Genomic DNA, 13,916 nt, shown 5'->3' on the forward strand with positions numbered 1-13,916 from the left:
CGCATGGGCACCACTTGGGGCACGATCGGCGGGGTCTTCGGGGTCAGCCTCGGGGTCACCGTCCTGGTAGTCGTGATGTTCTCCCTCGGCGTCGCCGCCTGGGCCCGCTCCGGTGGCGGCGCACCGCGCCACGGCGCACACCGCGGCCGTTCGGAGCGAGTGGCGGCGGCCGCGGCGGTGGCGTGTTTCGCCGCGTGTCTGGCGACCGCCGCCTATGGCATCGACCTGATCGTTCCGGGCTGAGCCCGCTTGCGACAATGGATCCCTGCCGAGCACCGCCGCGGACCGCGGTGCTCTTGTCCTCCCGGGAGAGCGCGCACGGTGTCACCCACGACCGAACCCCCCTCCGCCGGCCCGGCCGGCGCGGACCGCCCCGCCCTGCGGGCCGACTGCGGCAGCTGCTTCGGCCTGTGCTGTGTCGCCCTGCCCTTCGCGGCCTCGGCCGACTTCGCGATCGGCAAGGACGCGGGAGAGCCCTGCCGCCACCTCCGGTCCGACTTCCGCTGCGGCATCCACGCCCGGCTGCGGGAGCGGGGCTTCTCCGGCTGTACGGTCTACGACTGCTTCGGCGCCGGACAGAAGGTCTCCCAGTTCACCTTCGAGGGCCGCGACTGGCGGCGGCACCCCGGCACGGCCGCCGAGATGTTCGCCGTCTTCCCCGTCGTGCGCCACCTCCATGAGCTGCTCTGGTACCTCACCGAGGCCCTGACCCTGCCCGCCGCCCGGCCGGTCCACGGCGCGCTGCGCCAGGCGCTGCACGAGACGGAGCGCCTCACCCTCGGGAGCGCCGCCGAGCTGAGGGAGCTGGATCTGGCGGCCCACCGCGCCCAGGTCAATCAGCTGCTGCTGCGGACGAGCGACCTGGTGCGGGCCCGGATACCGGGCAGGAAGAAGAACCGCAGGGGAGCCGATCTGATCGGCGCCGACCTCCGCGGAGCCGATCTGCGGGGTGCCAACCTCCGCGGGGCCCGTCTCATCGCGGCCGACCTCGAACGGGCCGATCTGACCTCGGCCGATCTGATCGGGGCCGACCTCCGCGACGCCGATCTGAGCGGGGCCGACCTCCGGGGAGCCGTCTTCCTCACCCAGGACCGGCTGAACGCGGCCCGGGGCGACGCCGCCACCCGGCTGCCACCGGCCCTCACCCGCCCCGCCCACTGGTGACCGGCCGCTGCCCGGGTGTGCGACCCTGACTGCCATGTCCGACACCGTCGACGCGCCCGTGATCCGTGCCGATGAGCCCGGGTCGTTCGCCCGGAGTGTGCTGGCCGAGCGCCATCCGGCGCTGATCGAGAAGGTGCGCGACGCCTTCCCGTACGGCCCCGAACAGCACCGCGCCCTCGACGCGCTGCGCGACAACAGCGCCGGGGGCACCATCCCCCCGCTCGCCCCCACCGCCTACGACCACGACCGGTGGGAGGTGTGGGGCCGGGAGCACGTCGGCCGGTCCTGGTTCGACGTCCCGTTCCTGTGGGCGGAGAGCTACTTCTACCGCCGGCTCCTGGAGGCCGTGGGCTACTTCGCCGACGGCCCCTGGCGGGGCATCGATCCGTTCCGTCCCTTCAAACAGGCCGAGCTGCACACCCCTCAGGCCGAGGCCGAGCTGGCCGCGCTCGATGACGTCCTGCGCCGGCCCGCCGGCGAACAGGCCCAGGCGCTGGTGCACGGCTCGCTGTGGGGCAACCGCGCGGACCTGGGCTTCCGCCTCTCCGCCACGGGCGCGGAGGCGACCGGCGCCGACACCCCGCCCCTGGTCGCGGACGACGCGGAGGCGCTGTGGTCGCTGCTGCCCGTCGGCTCCCCTGCCACGCTGTGTGTGGTGGCGGACAACGCCGGGCGGGAGCTGCTCCCCGACCTCGTCCTCATCGACCATGTGCTCCACCACGGGCGTGCCGAGCGGGTGGTGCTCCAGGTGAAGCCGTATCCGTACTACGTCTCCGACGCCACCATGGAGGACGTGGTCGACTGTCTGCGCCGGCTGGCCGGGGCGAAGGGCGCCGCGGCGGGGGTCGGCGGACGGCTGTGGGCGGCCTTGGGCGACGGGCGGCTCACGGTGCGGGCGCATGACTTCTTCCGCGCACCGCTGCCGTACCAGGAGATGCCGGGCGATCTGCGGCGTGAGTTCGCCGGGGCCACGCTCACCGTGATGAAGGGCGATCTGAACTACCGCCGCCTCGTCGGCGACCGGATGTGGCCCCCGACCACCTCCTTCGCCGACCGCACCGGGTACTTCCCCGGCCCGGTGGCCGCGCTGCGCACCCTGAAGTCGGATGTGATCGTCGGACTCGACGAGCCGACCGTGGCCGCGCTGGACGCGCGGGAGGACCGGTGGCGCACCAGCGGCGCCCATGCGCTGATCCAGGTGCGGGGGTGAGCCGCGCGCCCCTCACCGCGGAAAGGGTGAGGGGCGCGCTGGTTCAGCGGTGGTGACCGCCGCTGGTTCCGCGGAGGGTTACCCGCCGATGTTGTTGACGCAGGTGGCGCCGATGTTGATGTCACCGCTCGGGGCTCCGTAGCCACCGGAGAAGGCCCACCCGTTGCTGGTGTCGCACTTGTTGCTCTGGAAGATGAAGGTGGAGACGTCGAAGCTGGTGGGGGCTGTCCCGCTGGTGCCGTTGGCGACCGCGGTGCCGGTGCCGAGGAGTACCAGAGTGCCTGCGGCCGCGGTCAGCAGGGCGGCCTTCTTCCTGATCTGCATGGATTCCTCCGTCAATGAGGCGCAGTATGAACTGACATCATGATTTAACGGAAGAAAGACCATTGAAGTCTGGTAAGCACACCGGAGAGTGACCCGTCCAGCGCACGATTCCCCCTCTGGCACCCCGAATGGTGGCATCGGAAACGACATGCTCCCCCCACCGCTGCGAGGTGGGGGGAGCGCGTCGAGTGGGCGACCTCGGTCGCCGCCGGTTCCGCCGGAGGTTACCCGCCGATGTGGTTGAGGCAGGTGGCGCCGATGTTGATGTCACCGCTCGGGCCGAGCCCGCCCACGGACCAGGCGCTCCCGTTGTTGGTGTCGCACTTGTTGCTCTGGAAGATGAAGGTGGAGACGTCGAGGCTGGTGGGGCCGGTGGGGGCTCCGCTGGTTCGGTCGGAGCCGCCGCCGTAACCGCCGCCGTAACCGCTGCCTCCGCCGTTGGCGGCCGCGGTGCCGGTGCCGAGGAGCGCCAGGGCGCCGGCGGTCGCGGCCAGCAGGGCGGCCTTCTTCGCGATCTGCATGGATTCCTCCGAGTCGAGTCGCAGTGCGAGATGTGTCTGACGATCCGATTTAACGAAGGAGAACAGGCGAAAACCGGGTAAGCGCACCGGAGGGTGGTCCGTCCGGCCTACGACATCTTCTGGCCGGAGCGGAGGCCGGCCGCTCGCGCGAGGGCGTCCCGGCACGCCAGGATCGCGGGGTGCCGGTTGCTCCCGCGGCGTACGACGGTGAAGATGCGGCGGGTGCGCCGGCCGCGCGGAAGCCGCCGCAGCGGGACCGACGGGCGCTGTCCGCTCCAGACGAGGTCGGGAAGGAAGGCGGCGGCGTGTTTCTGCTCGACGAGGCGGAGGTGGAGCAGGAGGTCGGCGGTCTCGAACCGTACGTCGGGTTCGAAACCGGCGTCGCGGCACAGCGTCATGGCCCAGTGCCGTGCGGCCGTGCCTTCGGGCTCCATCACCCAGGGGTGCTGCGCGAGTGAGCGCAGCGCCGCCGTCGGGCCATCGGCGTCCGGGCGGCCGGCCCCGTGGGGCAGCGCGAGGTGCAGGGGGTCGTCGAGCAGGTCTTCCTGTTCGAGTTCGGCGGGCCGCGCATTGGGATTGCCGGGATATTCCTCGGCGAGGACCAGGTCGAAGTCGCGGGCTTGCAGGGCGGGCAGGGACTTTTCCGGTTCCATGTGCGTGACGTGGACGCGCAGCCGCGGGTGGCGGGCGCGCAGCAGATCGAGGGTGGCCGGGACCAGGGTCAGCGCGGCCGTCTGGAACGAGGCGATGCGCAGGGTGCCGGTCAGGTCGGTCAGGGACGCGGCGATGTCCGCCTCCGCGCGCTCCAGGCGTTCGAGGATCACCTCGGTGTGGGCCACGAGGATCTCCGCCTGCTCGGTCAGCCGTACCCGCCGCCCGACCGGCTCCAGCAGGCGGACGCCGACCTCCGATTCCAGCTGTGAGAGCTGCTGGGAGACGGAGGAGGGAGCGTAGGACAGGGCCGCGGCGACGGCCGCGAGGGTGCCGCGGCGCTTGAGCTCACGCAGCAGGCGCAGCCGGTGCAGGTCGAACATCGGTACTCCGCGAATCATCGGGATGGCCGATGAGTATAGGTCGAAAACATTCGCTGGACCCGATCGTAGGAGGCAGTGGACCCTGGACGGGTGTCCGAAAACGCTTCCTCCCTCGGTGCGCTGCCGTGGTCCGTACGGCCCGGCGCCCGCACCTGGCGGTGTGCGCCCGCCCCCGCCGAGGTGCGCGACTTCCATGCCGCACTGCCCGGCTACACGCCCACCCCGCTGACCGAACTACCGCCGCTGGCGGCGGAGTTGAGGGTCGGCCGGGTCTTCGTCAAGGACGAGTCGTGCCGTCTGGGGCTGCCCGCGTTCAAGGCGCTGGGCGCGTCCTGGGCGGTCCACCGCGCCCTCGCCGAACGGGCCACGAGCGGCGAACCGGGCCCGGTCACCCTGGTGACCGCCACCGACGGCAACCACGGCCGCGCGGTGGCGCGGATGGCGCGCCTGTTCGGGCAGCGCGCCCACGTCTTCGTGCCCCGTGGGGTGCACCGGCGGGCCGTGGCGGCCATCGCCGCCGAGGGGGCGCGGGTCACCGAGGTCCCGGGGCCGTACGACGAGGCGGTGCGCCTGGCGGCCGAGGCGGCTGCCGGACCGGCGGCGGTCCTGGTCCAGGACACGGCCTGGCCGGGCTATGAGCGGATCCCGGGGTGGATCGTCGAGGGCTACTCCACCCTCTGCGCCGAGACCGACGAGCAGCTGGCGGCCGAAGGGGCCGCCCGGGGGCCCGACCTCGTCTCCGTACCGGTGGGTGTGGGGTCCCTGGCCCAAGCCGTGGTCACCCACTACCGCAGCCGCCCGTCCGGGCGGACTCCGGCGCTGCTGTCGGTGGAGCCGCGGGCCGCGGCCTGCGTCCTGGAAAGCCTCACCCTCGGCGCACCCGTCAGCGTCACCACCGGTGACACCGCCATGGCCGGGCTGAACTGCGGCACCCCGTCCAGTATCGCCTGGCCCTACCTCCGGGGCGGGCTGGACGCCGCCGTCGCCGTCTCCGATCCCGACAGCGCCCGCGCGGCAGCCCGCCTCGCCGCGCTCGGCGTCGCCTCGGGCCCCTGCGGGGCCGCGGCGCTCGCCGGTGTGCGCGCGGCGCTCACCGGCGGGGGCGCGGGGGAGCGCCGTGCGGCGCTGGGGCTCGGCCCGTCCTCGGTGGTCGTGCTGCTGAGCACCGAAGGCCCGGCCGCCAACCCGCACTCCGCCACCACCGACCGCTGACATCCCGACCCCCGAAAGACCCACCGCGTTGAACGACCGCACCCCCGCCCCGCCGCCGACCGGTTCGACCCGGAGGAGGGCGGCGGCATGCTGACCCATTTCGCGGCCGCCATCGGTGTCCTGGGCCTGCTGACCATCGTGCCCGGCCCGGACATGGCGGTGGTGACCCGGCGTGCCATCGCGGCCGGCCCCGCGGACGCGTTGCGGACCGTGGGCGGGATCGCGACCGGGCTGCTGGTCTGGGGCGCGCTCACCGTGGCCGGTCTCGCGGCCGTGCTGGCCGCCTCACCCGCGGCCTATCTGGCCGTCAAGCTGCTGGGCGCCGGCTATCTGGTGTTCCTGGGCGTACGGGCGCTGTGGCACAACCGCCGGGCCGCCACCGCCCCGGCCGGAACCGGCACCGGCACCGAAACTGGCACCGAAACCGACAGCGAAACCGGCACTGGAACCGGCGCCGGAACCGGCACCCGCGCCACCGCCGGGAGTCCGTGGCGCACCGGCCTGATCAGCAATGTCCTCAACCCGAAGATCGCCGTCAGCTACACCGGCCTGCTCCCCACACTGGCCCCGCCCCGGCTGCCGACCGCCTGGGCCATGACGCTGCTCGTCCTGCTCCACGCCGGCCTCACCCTCGCCTGGCTGAGCGGCTATGTGCTCCTGCTGTCCAAGGCCGGGCCGGTCCTCCGCACGCCGCGGGTCCACCGCGCGCTCGGGTGGACCACGGGCGTGGTGCTGATCGGCTTCGGCCTCGCGGTCGCGACCACCTCCGCTTGATCGGCCCGGGTCTCACGGTGCCACGGCCGGCGGTGGCCGGGGCGGCCGTCAGCGGGGGACCAGCCAGGGCCACTGCGGCAGCGGGCTGCCCGTCTCGATCAGCGACTTCAGATTGGACAGCACCGCGGCCCAGCCGTGGGCCGCGGTGGCCCGCTCGGTCTCGTCCGGCAGGTTCTCATGGGTCACGGTCAGCCGGACGATGTCGCCGTGCGGCTCGATGCCGAAGGTGACCCGGGAAGGCTCGGCGGCGGCCGCGTCGGGCAGGGCCCAGGTGGTCACCAGCCGGGTGGGCGGTGAGCTCGCCACGACCCGGCCGACGACGTCGGCGATGCCGGAGCCGTCCGTCCGCCGGTGTTCCCACGCGGAGCCGGCCTGCCAGTCCGACACGTTGTGGTGGTCCCAGTACTCGGCCGTGAGGTCGGCGTCGGTCAGCGCGTGCCAGACCTTCTCCGCCGTGCCCTCGATATAGATGACGTACCGGAACGCCGGTCTGTCGGCCATCGCTTCCTCCGCTCGTCGTGCCGGGTGATGGTGTCGCGATTCCGCCCTACCGCCTGCGGATCGTGCCGCGGATGAACGCCGCCTGTCCCGCGTGCTGCAGATCGTCGGCGATCACGCTGATCAGCCGGACGCCGAGGCTCACCGGCGGTGTCCACCGCTCGTCCACGATCCGGTCCAGATCGTGGTCCCGCAGCCCGCGCACGAAGGCGAGCGTGTTCTCGTGCACCGCGTCGTAGTACCCGGTGAGCAGCTCGGCGTCCGCCCGCACCGCCGCCACGTCCTTGCTCCGGTGGCCGTAGCCGGTGGCCTCCGGAGGGAACGGCAGGCCGAACCGCTCGGCCCAGCCCTCGGACGTCCACAGCTGCTCGGTGCCGGCCGCGTCGGCGATGTGGTCGTCCTGGACCCGGGTCAGATGCCACACCAGCCAGGCGATCGAATTGGCCCCGCTGTCCAGCCGCACGGCCAGCTCGTCCGCCGAGAGCCCGGCCACGGCCGCGTGCACCTCCTCACCCACCCGCTCGAAGGCGTCGGCCAGCAGATCGGCGCTGTTCATTCGCGGCTCCTCGCTCGTGGTTACCTCCCGGCCATGGTTTCACCCCGCGGCGCGGGCCGCGGGGTGCCGACTCGCCGGGAGGCGATTCACACGGGCGGGACGAGGGTGAAGTAGCGGTCGAGCACCGCCTGGTCGCCGGTCACCTTCTCGAGCCGGTCCGCGGGGAGCCGCCGCCACAGGAACAGCGCCAGATCGGAGGCGGTCCCGGCCAGTTCGACAGCGCGGGACGCGTCGTCGGCGCCCTCGTCAGCGGCGCCCTCATCCGCCGCGCCCGTGGTGAGCCGGACGTCATCGCCGTCGAACCGGACCGTCCACAGCCCCGGACCGTCGGTCCGGCGGAACCGGAACCGCTCACCCGCGCCGGGAGGGGCCTCCCGCCACGCCCGCCGGGCCGGTGCCATCACCTCGAACGTCTGGGCCACGGCGTCCGCCGCGAGGTCGGGCTCGATCGGCCGGGCCGGTCCGCCGGCCGCCTGCTCGGCGTCCCAGCGGTGCAGGGCCGCCTCGATGGTCTGCATCCGCAGCCAGAATCCCGCCGTCCGCTCCGCCGACCAGGTCCACACCGCCGCGTCCGGGTCACCGCTCCGGAACAGCGCCTCGAGCCGGGCGGCCCCCTCGGCGAACCAGTCGACGAGGCCCACCGGCACCGGGCCGTGATGCGGTGCGCCGGTGAGCCCCGGCCAGCCCGCGCGGTCCTCGGGAAGGTCGAAGAGGGTGACGTCGGTGAGGTCCGGCTGCTGGGTGAGCCGCTCCCGGATCACACGGGCGATCAGACGGTGCACCCCGCCCAGGTGCAGTACCAGATCCGACATCGTCCAGCCGGGGCAGGAGGGGATCAGCGGCGCGTCCGCCCCGTCGGCGGCGCCACGGGCCACCTGCTCGAACGCCACGATCTCACGATGGAAATGGGCTGAATAGTCCATGGCAGCACTCTGTCAGGTGGCTTCCGCGCTCGGCCAGTTGCTTTGTTTAATTCACCTGTTTTAAGGTGGTGTCGACAGCTCACGCGAACGATCCAGACCGGAGGCCGCGGTGGCCGGCGCCCGCACTGTCCGCTCCGTCGAGACCCGCGAAGCCATCATGGCCGCGGCGGAACGGCTCTACGCCGAACACGGACTGGTCGCGGTGTCCAACCGGCAGATCAGCGAGGCGGCCGGGCAGGGCAATGTCGCCGCGGTCGGCTACCACTTCGGCACCAGGGCGGATCTGGTGCGTGCCATCATGCGCAAGCACTCCGAGGCGATCGAGCGGATCCGGCAGCGGATGCTGGACGAGACCCGCGGCAGCCGGGAGGTCCGGGACTGGGTGGCCTGCCTGGTGCGGCCCGCCCCCGAGCACCTGGCCACCCTGGGCGTCCCCTCCTGGCACGCCCGGTTCGCCGTGCAGGTGCTGACCGACCCGGTACTGCGGGCGATCGTCACCGACGAGGCCCTCACCCGGGAGCCGCTGCGGGAAACCCTCCACGGCCTGGGCCGCTGCCTGGACGCCCTGCCCGCCGAGGTACGGGCCGAACGCGGCGACATGGCCCGCCAGTTGATCACGCACACCTGTGCCGAACGGGAGCGCGCCCTGGCCGAGGGGATCAGCACGCGCCAGCCGTCCTGGGACGACACGGCCGGTGCGCTGACCGACGCCATCACCGGTCTGCTCCTCGCCCCGGTCACCCCCCGTTCCCCAGCCAAGGAGACCCGGACATGAAGATCACCGTCGATGAGGCGAAGTGCTGCGGCGCGGGCCAGTGCGTGCTCCTCGCGCCCGAGGTGTTCGACCAGCGCGAGGAGGACGGCATCGTCGTCCTCCTCGACGCCGAGCCGGCCGAAGAGCGGCACGCCGCCGTCCGGGAGGCCGCGAGCATGTGCCCGGCCGCCGCGATCCGGCTGGGCGACACCGCGTGACCGCGCCGTCGGCCCGGCCGCGCCTGCCCGCGCGGGCGCTCGCCGTCCCCGCGTGACCGGCCCACGCCGACCGACCATCGGAGGAAGACCATGACCACCTCGCCCGTGGCCGACGACACGTCGGCCGAGATCCCCGACTTCCCCCAGCCGCGGGCCGCGGCCTGCCCCTTCGACCCGTCCCCGGAGCTGCGCGGGCTGGCGCGGCGGGGCCCGCTGACCCGGGTCCGGTCCTGGAACGACAGCACCCCCTGGGTGGTGACCGGCCACGCCGAGCAGAAGACGCTGCTCTCCGACCCCCGGCTGAGCGCCGACTTCTCCCACCCCGGCTTCCCGAGCCCCGTGCCGCACACGGGCGGCGAGCGGCAGGCCACCGACCTGAGCTTCGTCGGGATGGACGATCCGGAGCACGCCCGGCTGCGCCGCATGGTCAGCGGCGCCTTCACCATCAAGCGGGTGGAGGCGATGCGCCCCGTGGTGCGGGAGATGGTGGACGACTTCATCGCCCGCATGCTGGCCGGTCCGAAACCGGCCGACCTGGTCCAGGCGCTCGCGCTGCCGCTGCCCTCGCTGGTGATCTCCGAGCTGCTCGGCGTCCCGTACGAGGACCATGAGTTCTTCCAGACCAACAGCAGGGTCCTGGTCTCCGCCGTGGCCACGCCCGAGGAGCGGCGGGCCGCGCACACCCTGCTGGGTGAGTACCTGGACCAGCTGGTGGGCGAGAAGCTCGGCAAGCCCGGCGAGGACCTGCTCTCCGGTCTCGGTGAGCGGATCAAGGCCGGTGAGCTCACCCGCCGCGAGGCGGTCGCGATGGGCGTGCTGCTGCTCCTCGGCGGACACGAGACCACCGCCAACATGATCACGATGGGTACGCTGCTGCTGCTCCAGCACCCCGAACAGCTCGCCCGCATCCGGGCGGCCGACGACCCCAAGGTGATCGCCTCCGCGGTGGAGGAACTCCTGCGCTACCTCAGCGTCGTCCACCTCGGACGCCGCCGCACGGCACTGGAGGACATCGAGATCGCCGGCCGGACCATCCGGGCCGGTGAGGGGGTGATCCTGCTGGGCGAGCTGGCCAACCGGGACCCGGCGGTCTTCCCCGACCCGGACCGGCTGGACATCGGCCGCGACGCCCGTCACCACCAGGCGTTCGGCGTGGGCACCCACCACTGTCTGGGCCAGCCGCTGGCCCGGATGGAGCTCCAGGTGGTCTACCCCACCCTCTTCCGGCGTGTCCCCACGCTGCGGATGGCGACGGATCTGTCGGACATCCCGTTCAAGTACGAGGCGGTGATCTACGGGGTCTATGAACTCCCCGTCACCTGGTAGCGGTTCAGGCCGCGGGCGTCCGCAGCGGCGGAACGGCCGGGACCTGCGGCGCGGCGCCGATCTGCTCGGGCGTCATCATGAACTCCTCGGGATAGGCGTCGCGCCGGGTGCGCCGTGCGGGCTCGCTGGTGCGCCACATGTACAGGCAGCGCCCGCACTGGAGCACCTCCCAGACGCCGGGGACGGGGGAGTCGAAGATGTGCTCGATCGTCCGGTGGGCACAGCGCGGGCACAGGGGGGTGGTGTCGGACATCATGGTCCTTCCGTGGGGTGGGGGAGCGGGGGCGGTCAGCGGGCGCCGGCGAGCTTCTGCAACCGGGCCAGCCACTCGCCCGTCTCGGGCAGATCGCGCACCTGGGTGCCGTAGTTGCCGCGGTTGTCGGGGGCGACCGGGGTGGTGGCGTCGATGACGAGCTTGTCGGTGATACCGGGCGTGATGGCCTGCGGGGCCAGCTCCAGCACCGGCAGATTGGGGATCTGGACCAGATCGCCGGCCGGGTTCATCTTCGTGGACAGCGCCCACATCACCTGGGGCAGGTTGAACGGGTCCACGTCCTCGTCCACCACGATCACGGTGGTGGCGTAGCCGAGGCCGTGCGGGGTGGTCAGCACCCGCATGCCCACGGCCTTGGCGAAACCGCCGTAGCGCTTCTTGGTGGACACGATGACGACCAGGCCGTGGGTGTACATCGCGTTGACCGCCCGGACCTCGGGGAAGTCGCGGCGCAGCTGCTTGTACATCGGCACACAGGTGCTGGCGGCGATCAGGTAGTCCACCTCGGTCCACGGCATGCCGAGGTAGAGGTGCTCGAAGACGGGGTTGGTGCGGTACGAGATCCGGTCGATGCGGATGACGGGCATGTTCCGGCCGCCGGAGTAGTGGCCGGTGAACTCGCCGAACGGGCCCTCGATCTCCCGCTTGCGGCCCTCGATCACGCCCTCGATGACCACCTCCGAGCCCCACGGCACGGGCAGCCCGGTCAGCGGGGCCTTGGCGAGCGGCGTGGGCGCGCCGCGCAGGGCACCGGCCAGCTCGTACTCGTTCTGCTCGTACTCCATCGGGGTGGAGGCCACGATGGAGATCATCGGCTCGTTGCCGAGCGTGATGGCCACCGGCAGGTCCTCGCCCCGCTCCTCGGCGGTGTGCAGATGCTGGGCGATGTCGTGCACCGGCACCGGCTGGATGGCCAGTGTGCGCCGGCCCTTGACCTCGATGCGGTAGATGCCGACGTTCTGCTTGCCGCTGTGCTCGGGGTCGTCGGGGTCCTTGGAGACCACGGCCGCCTTGTCGATGTAGAAGCCGCCGTCGCCGTCGTTGAGCCGGATCAGCGGGAGCACCCGGAAGATGTCGGCGTCCTCGCCCTCCAGGGTGTTCTCGGCCCACAGCGGGTTCTCCCGCCACTCGGGGGCGACCGGGAAGGTGTCCCAGCGGCGGATGAACTCCTCGACCTGCTCCTTGGTGCCGGTCTCCTTGGGCAGGCCGAGCGCGAGCGCGTGGTTGGCCCAGGAGCCGTGCACATTGAGCGCGATCCGCGCGTCGGTGAAGCCCTTGACGTTGTCGAAGTACAGGGCGGGGGCCTGGTCGCCCAGGCGCGGGGCGGCGTTCGCGGCGGCGGCGATGTCCGGCTCCGGCAGCACCTCGTCGGTGATGTGCAGCAGCTGACCCTCCTTCCGGAGGGCTTCGAGAAAGCCGCGGAAGTCGTCGTAGGCCATGGGGAACTCCAAATGCGGGGGTGCGGGAATCAGGCGGCGGTGGGCTTCGGGCCGCGGGCGGCACGCATGCCCTCCCACCGCTTGGCGGCGGGCGCGGGCAGGTCGAACTGGTCGAGCAGGCGTGCCGTGATGTGGTCGACGATGTCGTCCACCGACCGGGGGTGGTTGTAGAACGCGGGCATGGGCGGAACCATCCGCACGCCCATCCGGGAGAGCGCCAGCATGTTCTCCAGGTGGATTTCGCTGAGCGGGGTCTCCCTCGGTACGAGAACGAGCCTACGCCGCTCCTTGAGGACCACGTCCGCGGCGCGTCCCACCAGGCCGTCGGCGTATCCGGCGCGGATCCCGGCGAGCGTCTTCATCGAGCACGGCGCGATGATCATGCCGTCGGTGCGGAAGGAGCCGGAGGAGATGGTGGCGCCCTGGTCCTCGGGGGAGTGGGCCACATCGGCGAGCGCGGCCACCTCACGGGCGGACCGGCCGGTCTCCAGCTCGATCGTGGTGCGCGCCCAGCGGCTGAGCACCAGATGGGTCTCCACCTCGGGCAGTTCGGCCAGCCGCTCCAGCAGCCGGACGCCGAACACGGCACCCGTGGCTCCCGTCATGCCCACGATCAATCGCACACGCTCTCCCTTGGCTGCTGTCGGTGGCGGGGACGCGATGGACATGGGGACTCTTTCGGTCACCCGTTCATCGCAACGCACTCCACGCTAGATGCGGACCAGGCCACACCAGCCGTACACTGAGGACGCGCTATGGACAGAAACGGACACCGTGATGTCACCGAGGTTCCGTTCCGGCCCTCCGTGGGAGCCCCGCCGGGAGCGGTGGTCCTGGATTTCCCCGGGCTGGCCGCCCGCGCACACAGCCATGGCCTCGACGTCCGCGCCCCGATGCGGCTCGCCTTCCACCAGCTGATCACCGTGCGCTCCGGTGCGCTGCGCTGCTCGGTGGACTTCACCGAGCACGAGCTGACCGAGGGCGGCTGGATGTGGGTGCGCCCCGGGCAGATCCACCAGTTCCGCTCCGACCTCGACGCCGCCGAGGGCGCCGCCGTGCTCTTCCCGCCCGGCTATCTCGGCGCCGCCAGCGCGGTGGCCGCCCGGCTGGACCGGCCCGCGCCGCAGCACCCGCTGGTGGTCCCCGAGGGCGCCGCCGCGAGGGCCGTCCGCGGCGTCCTGGACCTGCTGGAGAACGAGTACCGGACGACGTCCGGGCCGCTGGAGGCGCATATCGAGGTGGTGCGCCACCTCGTCGCCGTCCTCGTGCTGCGGCTGGCCCATCTGCCCGGCGCCCCGAGCGGGGACACCACGGGCAGCGAGGCGTTCCGCCGCTTCCAGCAGGCCGTGGAGCGCGACTACACCCGCACCCACCGGGTCGAGGACTACGCGGCCCGGCTGGGCTACAGCGTCCGCACCCTCACCCGCGCCACCCGCGCCACCGCCGGATGCGGCGCCAAGCGGTTCATCGACGACCGGGTGCTGCTGGAGGCCAAGCGGCTGCTGGTGCACACCGATCTGTCCGCCACGGCCATCGGCGAGCGGCTCGGCTTCCCGGACGCCACCGTCTTCACCAAGTTCTTCCGGCGGCGCTCCGGCGAGACCCCGGCCGGTTTCCGCGCCCGCGCCTCGGGCGGCCGTCACTGACCGCCCGTACCCGCCGGGGAACGCCTCGCGCGCCCGCCCGGGG

17 protein-coding genes and 1 pseudogene are annotated in these 13,916 nt (G+C 72.5%); 9 read left to right on the forward strand and 9 right to left on the reverse strand.

The annotated features are described in order from the left end of the window. Window positions 1-3 precede the first annotated feature (3 nt). The 3 genes from N6H00_RS36245 to N6H00_RS36255 all read left to right on the forward strand — a co-directional run bounded on the left by N6H00_RS36245 (window position 4) and on the right by N6H00_RS36255 (window position 2,374). Complete coding sequence (locus N6H00_RS36245; protein WP_268976098.1) at window positions 4-243, forward strand: hypothetical protein; 240 nt, start codon at window positions 4-6, stop codon at window positions 241-243. Between the two features lie 78 nt (window positions 244-321). Next, the gene (locus tag N6H00_RS36250) at window positions 322-1,164 is read left to right on the forward strand and encodes a pentapeptide repeat-containing protein (RefSeq protein WP_268976099.1); all 843 of its coding nucleotides are present in this window, start codon (window positions 322-324) and stop codon (window positions 1,162-1,164) included. Window positions 1,165-1,198: 34 nt separating this feature from the next. After that, a complete protein-coding gene (locus N6H00_RS36255; RefSeq protein WP_268976100.1) occupies window positions 1,199-2,374 on the forward strand; it encodes a damage-control phosphatase ARMT1 family protein in 1,176 nt (391 codons plus the stop codon). Between the two features lie 78 nt (window positions 2,375-2,452). On the opposite strand, the gene N6H00_RS36260 is transcribed toward N6H00_RS36255, so the two are convergent. The 3 genes from N6H00_RS36260 to N6H00_RS36270 all read right to left on the reverse strand — a co-directional run bounded on the left by N6H00_RS36260 (window position 2,453) and on the right by N6H00_RS36270 (window position 4,253). After that, the gene (locus N6H00_RS36260) at window positions 2,453-2,698 is read right to left on the reverse strand and encodes a hypothetical protein (RefSeq protein WP_268976102.1); all 246 of its coding nucleotides are present in this window, start codon (window positions 2,696-2,698) and stop codon (window positions 2,453-2,455) included. 224 nt (window positions 2,699-2,922) lie between these two features. Then, window positions 2,923-3,219, reverse strand: coding sequence for a hypothetical protein (locus N6H00_RS36265; protein ID WP_268976103.1), 297 nt, complete (start codon window positions 3,217-3,219; stop codon window positions 2,923-2,925). A 107-nt stretch (window positions 3,220-3,326) separates the two neighbouring features. Continuing rightward, window positions 3,327-4,253: a LysR family transcriptional regulator gene (locus N6H00_RS36270; RefSeq protein ID WP_268976104.1), complete on the reverse strand. Its 927-nt coding sequence runs from the start codon at window positions 4,251-4,253 to the stop codon at window positions 3,327-3,329. A 90-nt stretch (window positions 4,254-4,343) separates the two neighbouring features. On the opposite strand from N6H00_RS36270, the gene N6H00_RS36275 reads away from it, so the two are divergent. Continuing rightward, on the forward strand, window positions 4,344-5,465 hold the full coding sequence (locus tag N6H00_RS36275) for a diaminopropionate ammonia-lyase (protein WP_268976105.1): 1,122 nt from the start codon (window positions 4,344-4,346) through the stop codon (window positions 5,463-5,465). Window positions 5,466-5,552: 87 nt separating this feature from the next. Next, window positions 5,553-6,239 carry a LysE family translocator gene (locus N6H00_RS36280; protein WP_268976106.1) on the forward strand — a complete coding sequence of 229 codons (687 nt, stop codon included), beginning with the start codon at window positions 5,553-5,555 and terminating at the stop codon, window positions 6,237-6,239. A gap of 48 nt (window positions 6,240-6,287) precedes the next feature. On the opposite strand, the pseudogene N6H00_RS36285 reads toward N6H00_RS36280, so the two are convergent. The 3 genes and pseudogenes from N6H00_RS36285 to N6H00_RS36295 form a co-directional block, all read right to left on the reverse strand. Continuing rightward, window positions 6,288-6,758: pseudogene (locus N6H00_RS36285) on the reverse strand (SRPBCC family protein); the annotation flags it as partial. Between the two features lie 28 nt (window positions 6,759-6,786). Then, window positions 6,787-7,293 (reverse strand): mycothiol transferase, encoded by a 507-nt coding sequence (locus tag N6H00_RS36290; protein WP_268976107.1) that lies wholly within the window; start codon window positions 7,291-7,293, stop codon window positions 6,787-6,789. 86 nt (window positions 7,294-7,379) lie between these two features. After that, on the reverse strand, window positions 7,380-8,216 hold the full coding sequence (locus N6H00_RS36295) for a maleylpyruvate isomerase family mycothiol-dependent enzyme (protein WP_268976108.1): 837 nt from the start codon (window positions 8,214-8,216) through the stop codon (window positions 7,380-7,382). Window positions 8,217-8,373: 157 nt separating this feature from the next. Here N6H00_RS36295 and N6H00_RS36300 point away from each other — a divergent pair, with 157 nt between their 5' ends. From N6H00_RS36300 to N6H00_RS36310, 3 genes are all read left to right on the forward strand, one after another. Beyond that, complete coding sequence (locus N6H00_RS36300; protein WP_268977256.1) at window positions 8,374-8,991, forward strand: TetR/AcrR family transcriptional regulator; 618 nt, start codon at window positions 8,374-8,376, stop codon at window positions 8,989-8,991. Beyond that, entirely contained in the window at window positions 8,988-9,188 is a 201-nt protein-coding gene (locus N6H00_RS36305; protein ID WP_268976109.1) for a ferredoxin, read from the forward strand. The genes N6H00_RS36300 and N6H00_RS36305 overlap by 4 nt, the downstream gene beginning before the upstream one ends. A 90-nt stretch (window positions 9,189-9,278) precedes the next feature. Beyond that, a complete protein-coding gene (locus N6H00_RS36310; RefSeq protein ID WP_268976110.1) occupies window positions 9,279-10,514 on the forward strand; it encodes a cytochrome P450 in 1,236 nt (411 codons plus the stop codon). Between the two features lie 4 nt (window positions 10,515-10,518). On the opposite strand, the gene N6H00_RS36315 is transcribed toward N6H00_RS36310, so the two are convergent. From N6H00_RS36315 to N6H00_RS36325, 3 genes are read right to left on the reverse strand one after another with little or no spacing between them, the layout of a single operon-like run. After that, the gene (locus N6H00_RS36315; RefSeq protein WP_268976111.1) at window positions 10,519-10,767 is read right to left on the reverse strand and encodes a non-oxidative hydroxyarylic acid decarboxylases subunit D; all 249 of its coding nucleotides are present in this window, start codon (window positions 10,765-10,767) and stop codon (window positions 10,519-10,521) included. Window positions 10,768-10,802: 35 nt separating this feature from the next. Further along, the gene (locus N6H00_RS36320; RefSeq protein WP_268976112.1) at window positions 10,803-12,227 is read right to left on the reverse strand and encodes a non-oxidative hydroxyarylic acid decarboxylases subunit C; all 1,425 of its coding nucleotides are present in this window, start codon (window positions 12,225-12,227) and stop codon (window positions 10,803-10,805) included. A 29-nt stretch (window positions 12,228-12,256) separates the two neighbouring features. After that, window positions 12,257-12,850, reverse strand: coding sequence for a non-oxidative hydroxyarylic acid decarboxylases subunit B (locus N6H00_RS36325; RefSeq protein ID WP_268976113.1), 594 nt, complete (start codon window positions 12,848-12,850; stop codon window positions 12,257-12,259). A 132-nt stretch (window positions 12,851-12,982) separates the two neighbouring features. Between N6H00_RS36325 and N6H00_RS36330 the strand changes: the two genes are divergently transcribed. Next, a complete protein-coding gene (locus N6H00_RS36330) occupies window positions 12,983-13,873 on the forward strand; it encodes a helix-turn-helix transcriptional regulator (RefSeq protein WP_268976114.1) in 891 nt (296 codons plus the stop codon). Window positions 13,874-13,916 lie beyond the last annotated feature (43 nt).

The sequence above is a fragment of the Streptomyces sp. S465 genome (assembly GCF_026898115.1).
GTDB lineage: Bacteria > Actinomycetota > Actinomycetes > Streptomycetales > Streptomycetaceae > Streptomyces > Streptomyces luomodiensis.

Excerpts from the sequence above, each read along its gene's own strand:
- N6H00_RS36310 (WP_268976110.1), top strand. The coding sequence starts at position 9,279 with ATGACCACCTCGCCCGTGGCCGACGACACGTCGGCCGAGATCCCCGAC.
- N6H00_RS36260 (WP_268976102.1), bottom strand. The coding sequence starts at position 2,698 with ATGCAGATCAGGAAGAAGGCCGCCCTGCTGACCGCGGCCGCAGGCACT.
- N6H00_RS36315 (WP_268976111.1), bottom strand. The coding sequence starts at position 10,767 with ATGTCCGACACCACCCCCCTGTGCCCGCGCTGTGCCCACCGGACGATC.
- N6H00_RS36295 (WP_268976108.1), bottom strand. The coding sequence starts at position 8,216 with ATGGACTATTCAGCCCATTTCCATCGTGAGATCGTGGCGTTCGAGCAG.
- N6H00_RS36320 (WP_268976112.1), bottom strand. The coding sequence starts at position 12,227 with ATGGCCTACGACGACTTCCGCGGCTTTCTCGAAGCCCTCCGGAAGGAG.
- N6H00_RS36245 (WP_268976098.1), top strand. The coding sequence starts at position 4 with ATGGGCACCACTTGGGGCACGATCGGCGGGGTCTTCGGGGTCAGCCTC.
- N6H00_RS36255 (WP_268976100.1), top strand. The coding sequence starts at position 1,199 with ATGTCCGACACCGTCGACGCGCCCGTGATCCGTGCCGATGAGCCCGGG.
- N6H00_RS36270 (WP_268976104.1), bottom strand. The coding sequence starts at position 4,253 with ATGTTCGACCTGCACCGGCTGCGCCTGCTGCGTGAGCTCAAGCGCCGC.
- N6H00_RS36330 (WP_268976114.1), top strand. The coding sequence starts at position 12,983 with ATGGACAGAAACGGACACCGTGATGTCACCGAGGTTCCGTTCCGGCCC.
- N6H00_RS36265 (WP_268976103.1), bottom strand. The coding sequence starts at position 3,219 with ATGCAGATCGCGAAGAAGGCCGCCCTGCTGGCCGCGACCGCCGGCGCC.
- N6H00_RS36300 (WP_268977256.1), top strand. The coding sequence starts at position 8,374 with ATGGCCGCGGCGGAACGGCTCTACGCCGAACACGGACTGGTCGCGGTG.
- N6H00_RS36290 (WP_268976107.1), bottom strand. The coding sequence starts at position 7,293 with ATGAACAGCGCCGATCTGCTGGCCGACGCCTTCGAGCGGGTGGGTGAG.
- N6H00_RS36305 (WP_268976109.1), top strand. The coding sequence starts at position 8,988 with ATGAAGATCACCGTCGATGAGGCGAAGTGCTGCGGCGCGGGCCAGTGC.
- N6H00_RS36280 (WP_268976106.1), top strand. The coding sequence starts at position 5,553 with ATGCTGACCCATTTCGCGGCCGCCATCGGTGTCCTGGGCCTGCTGACC.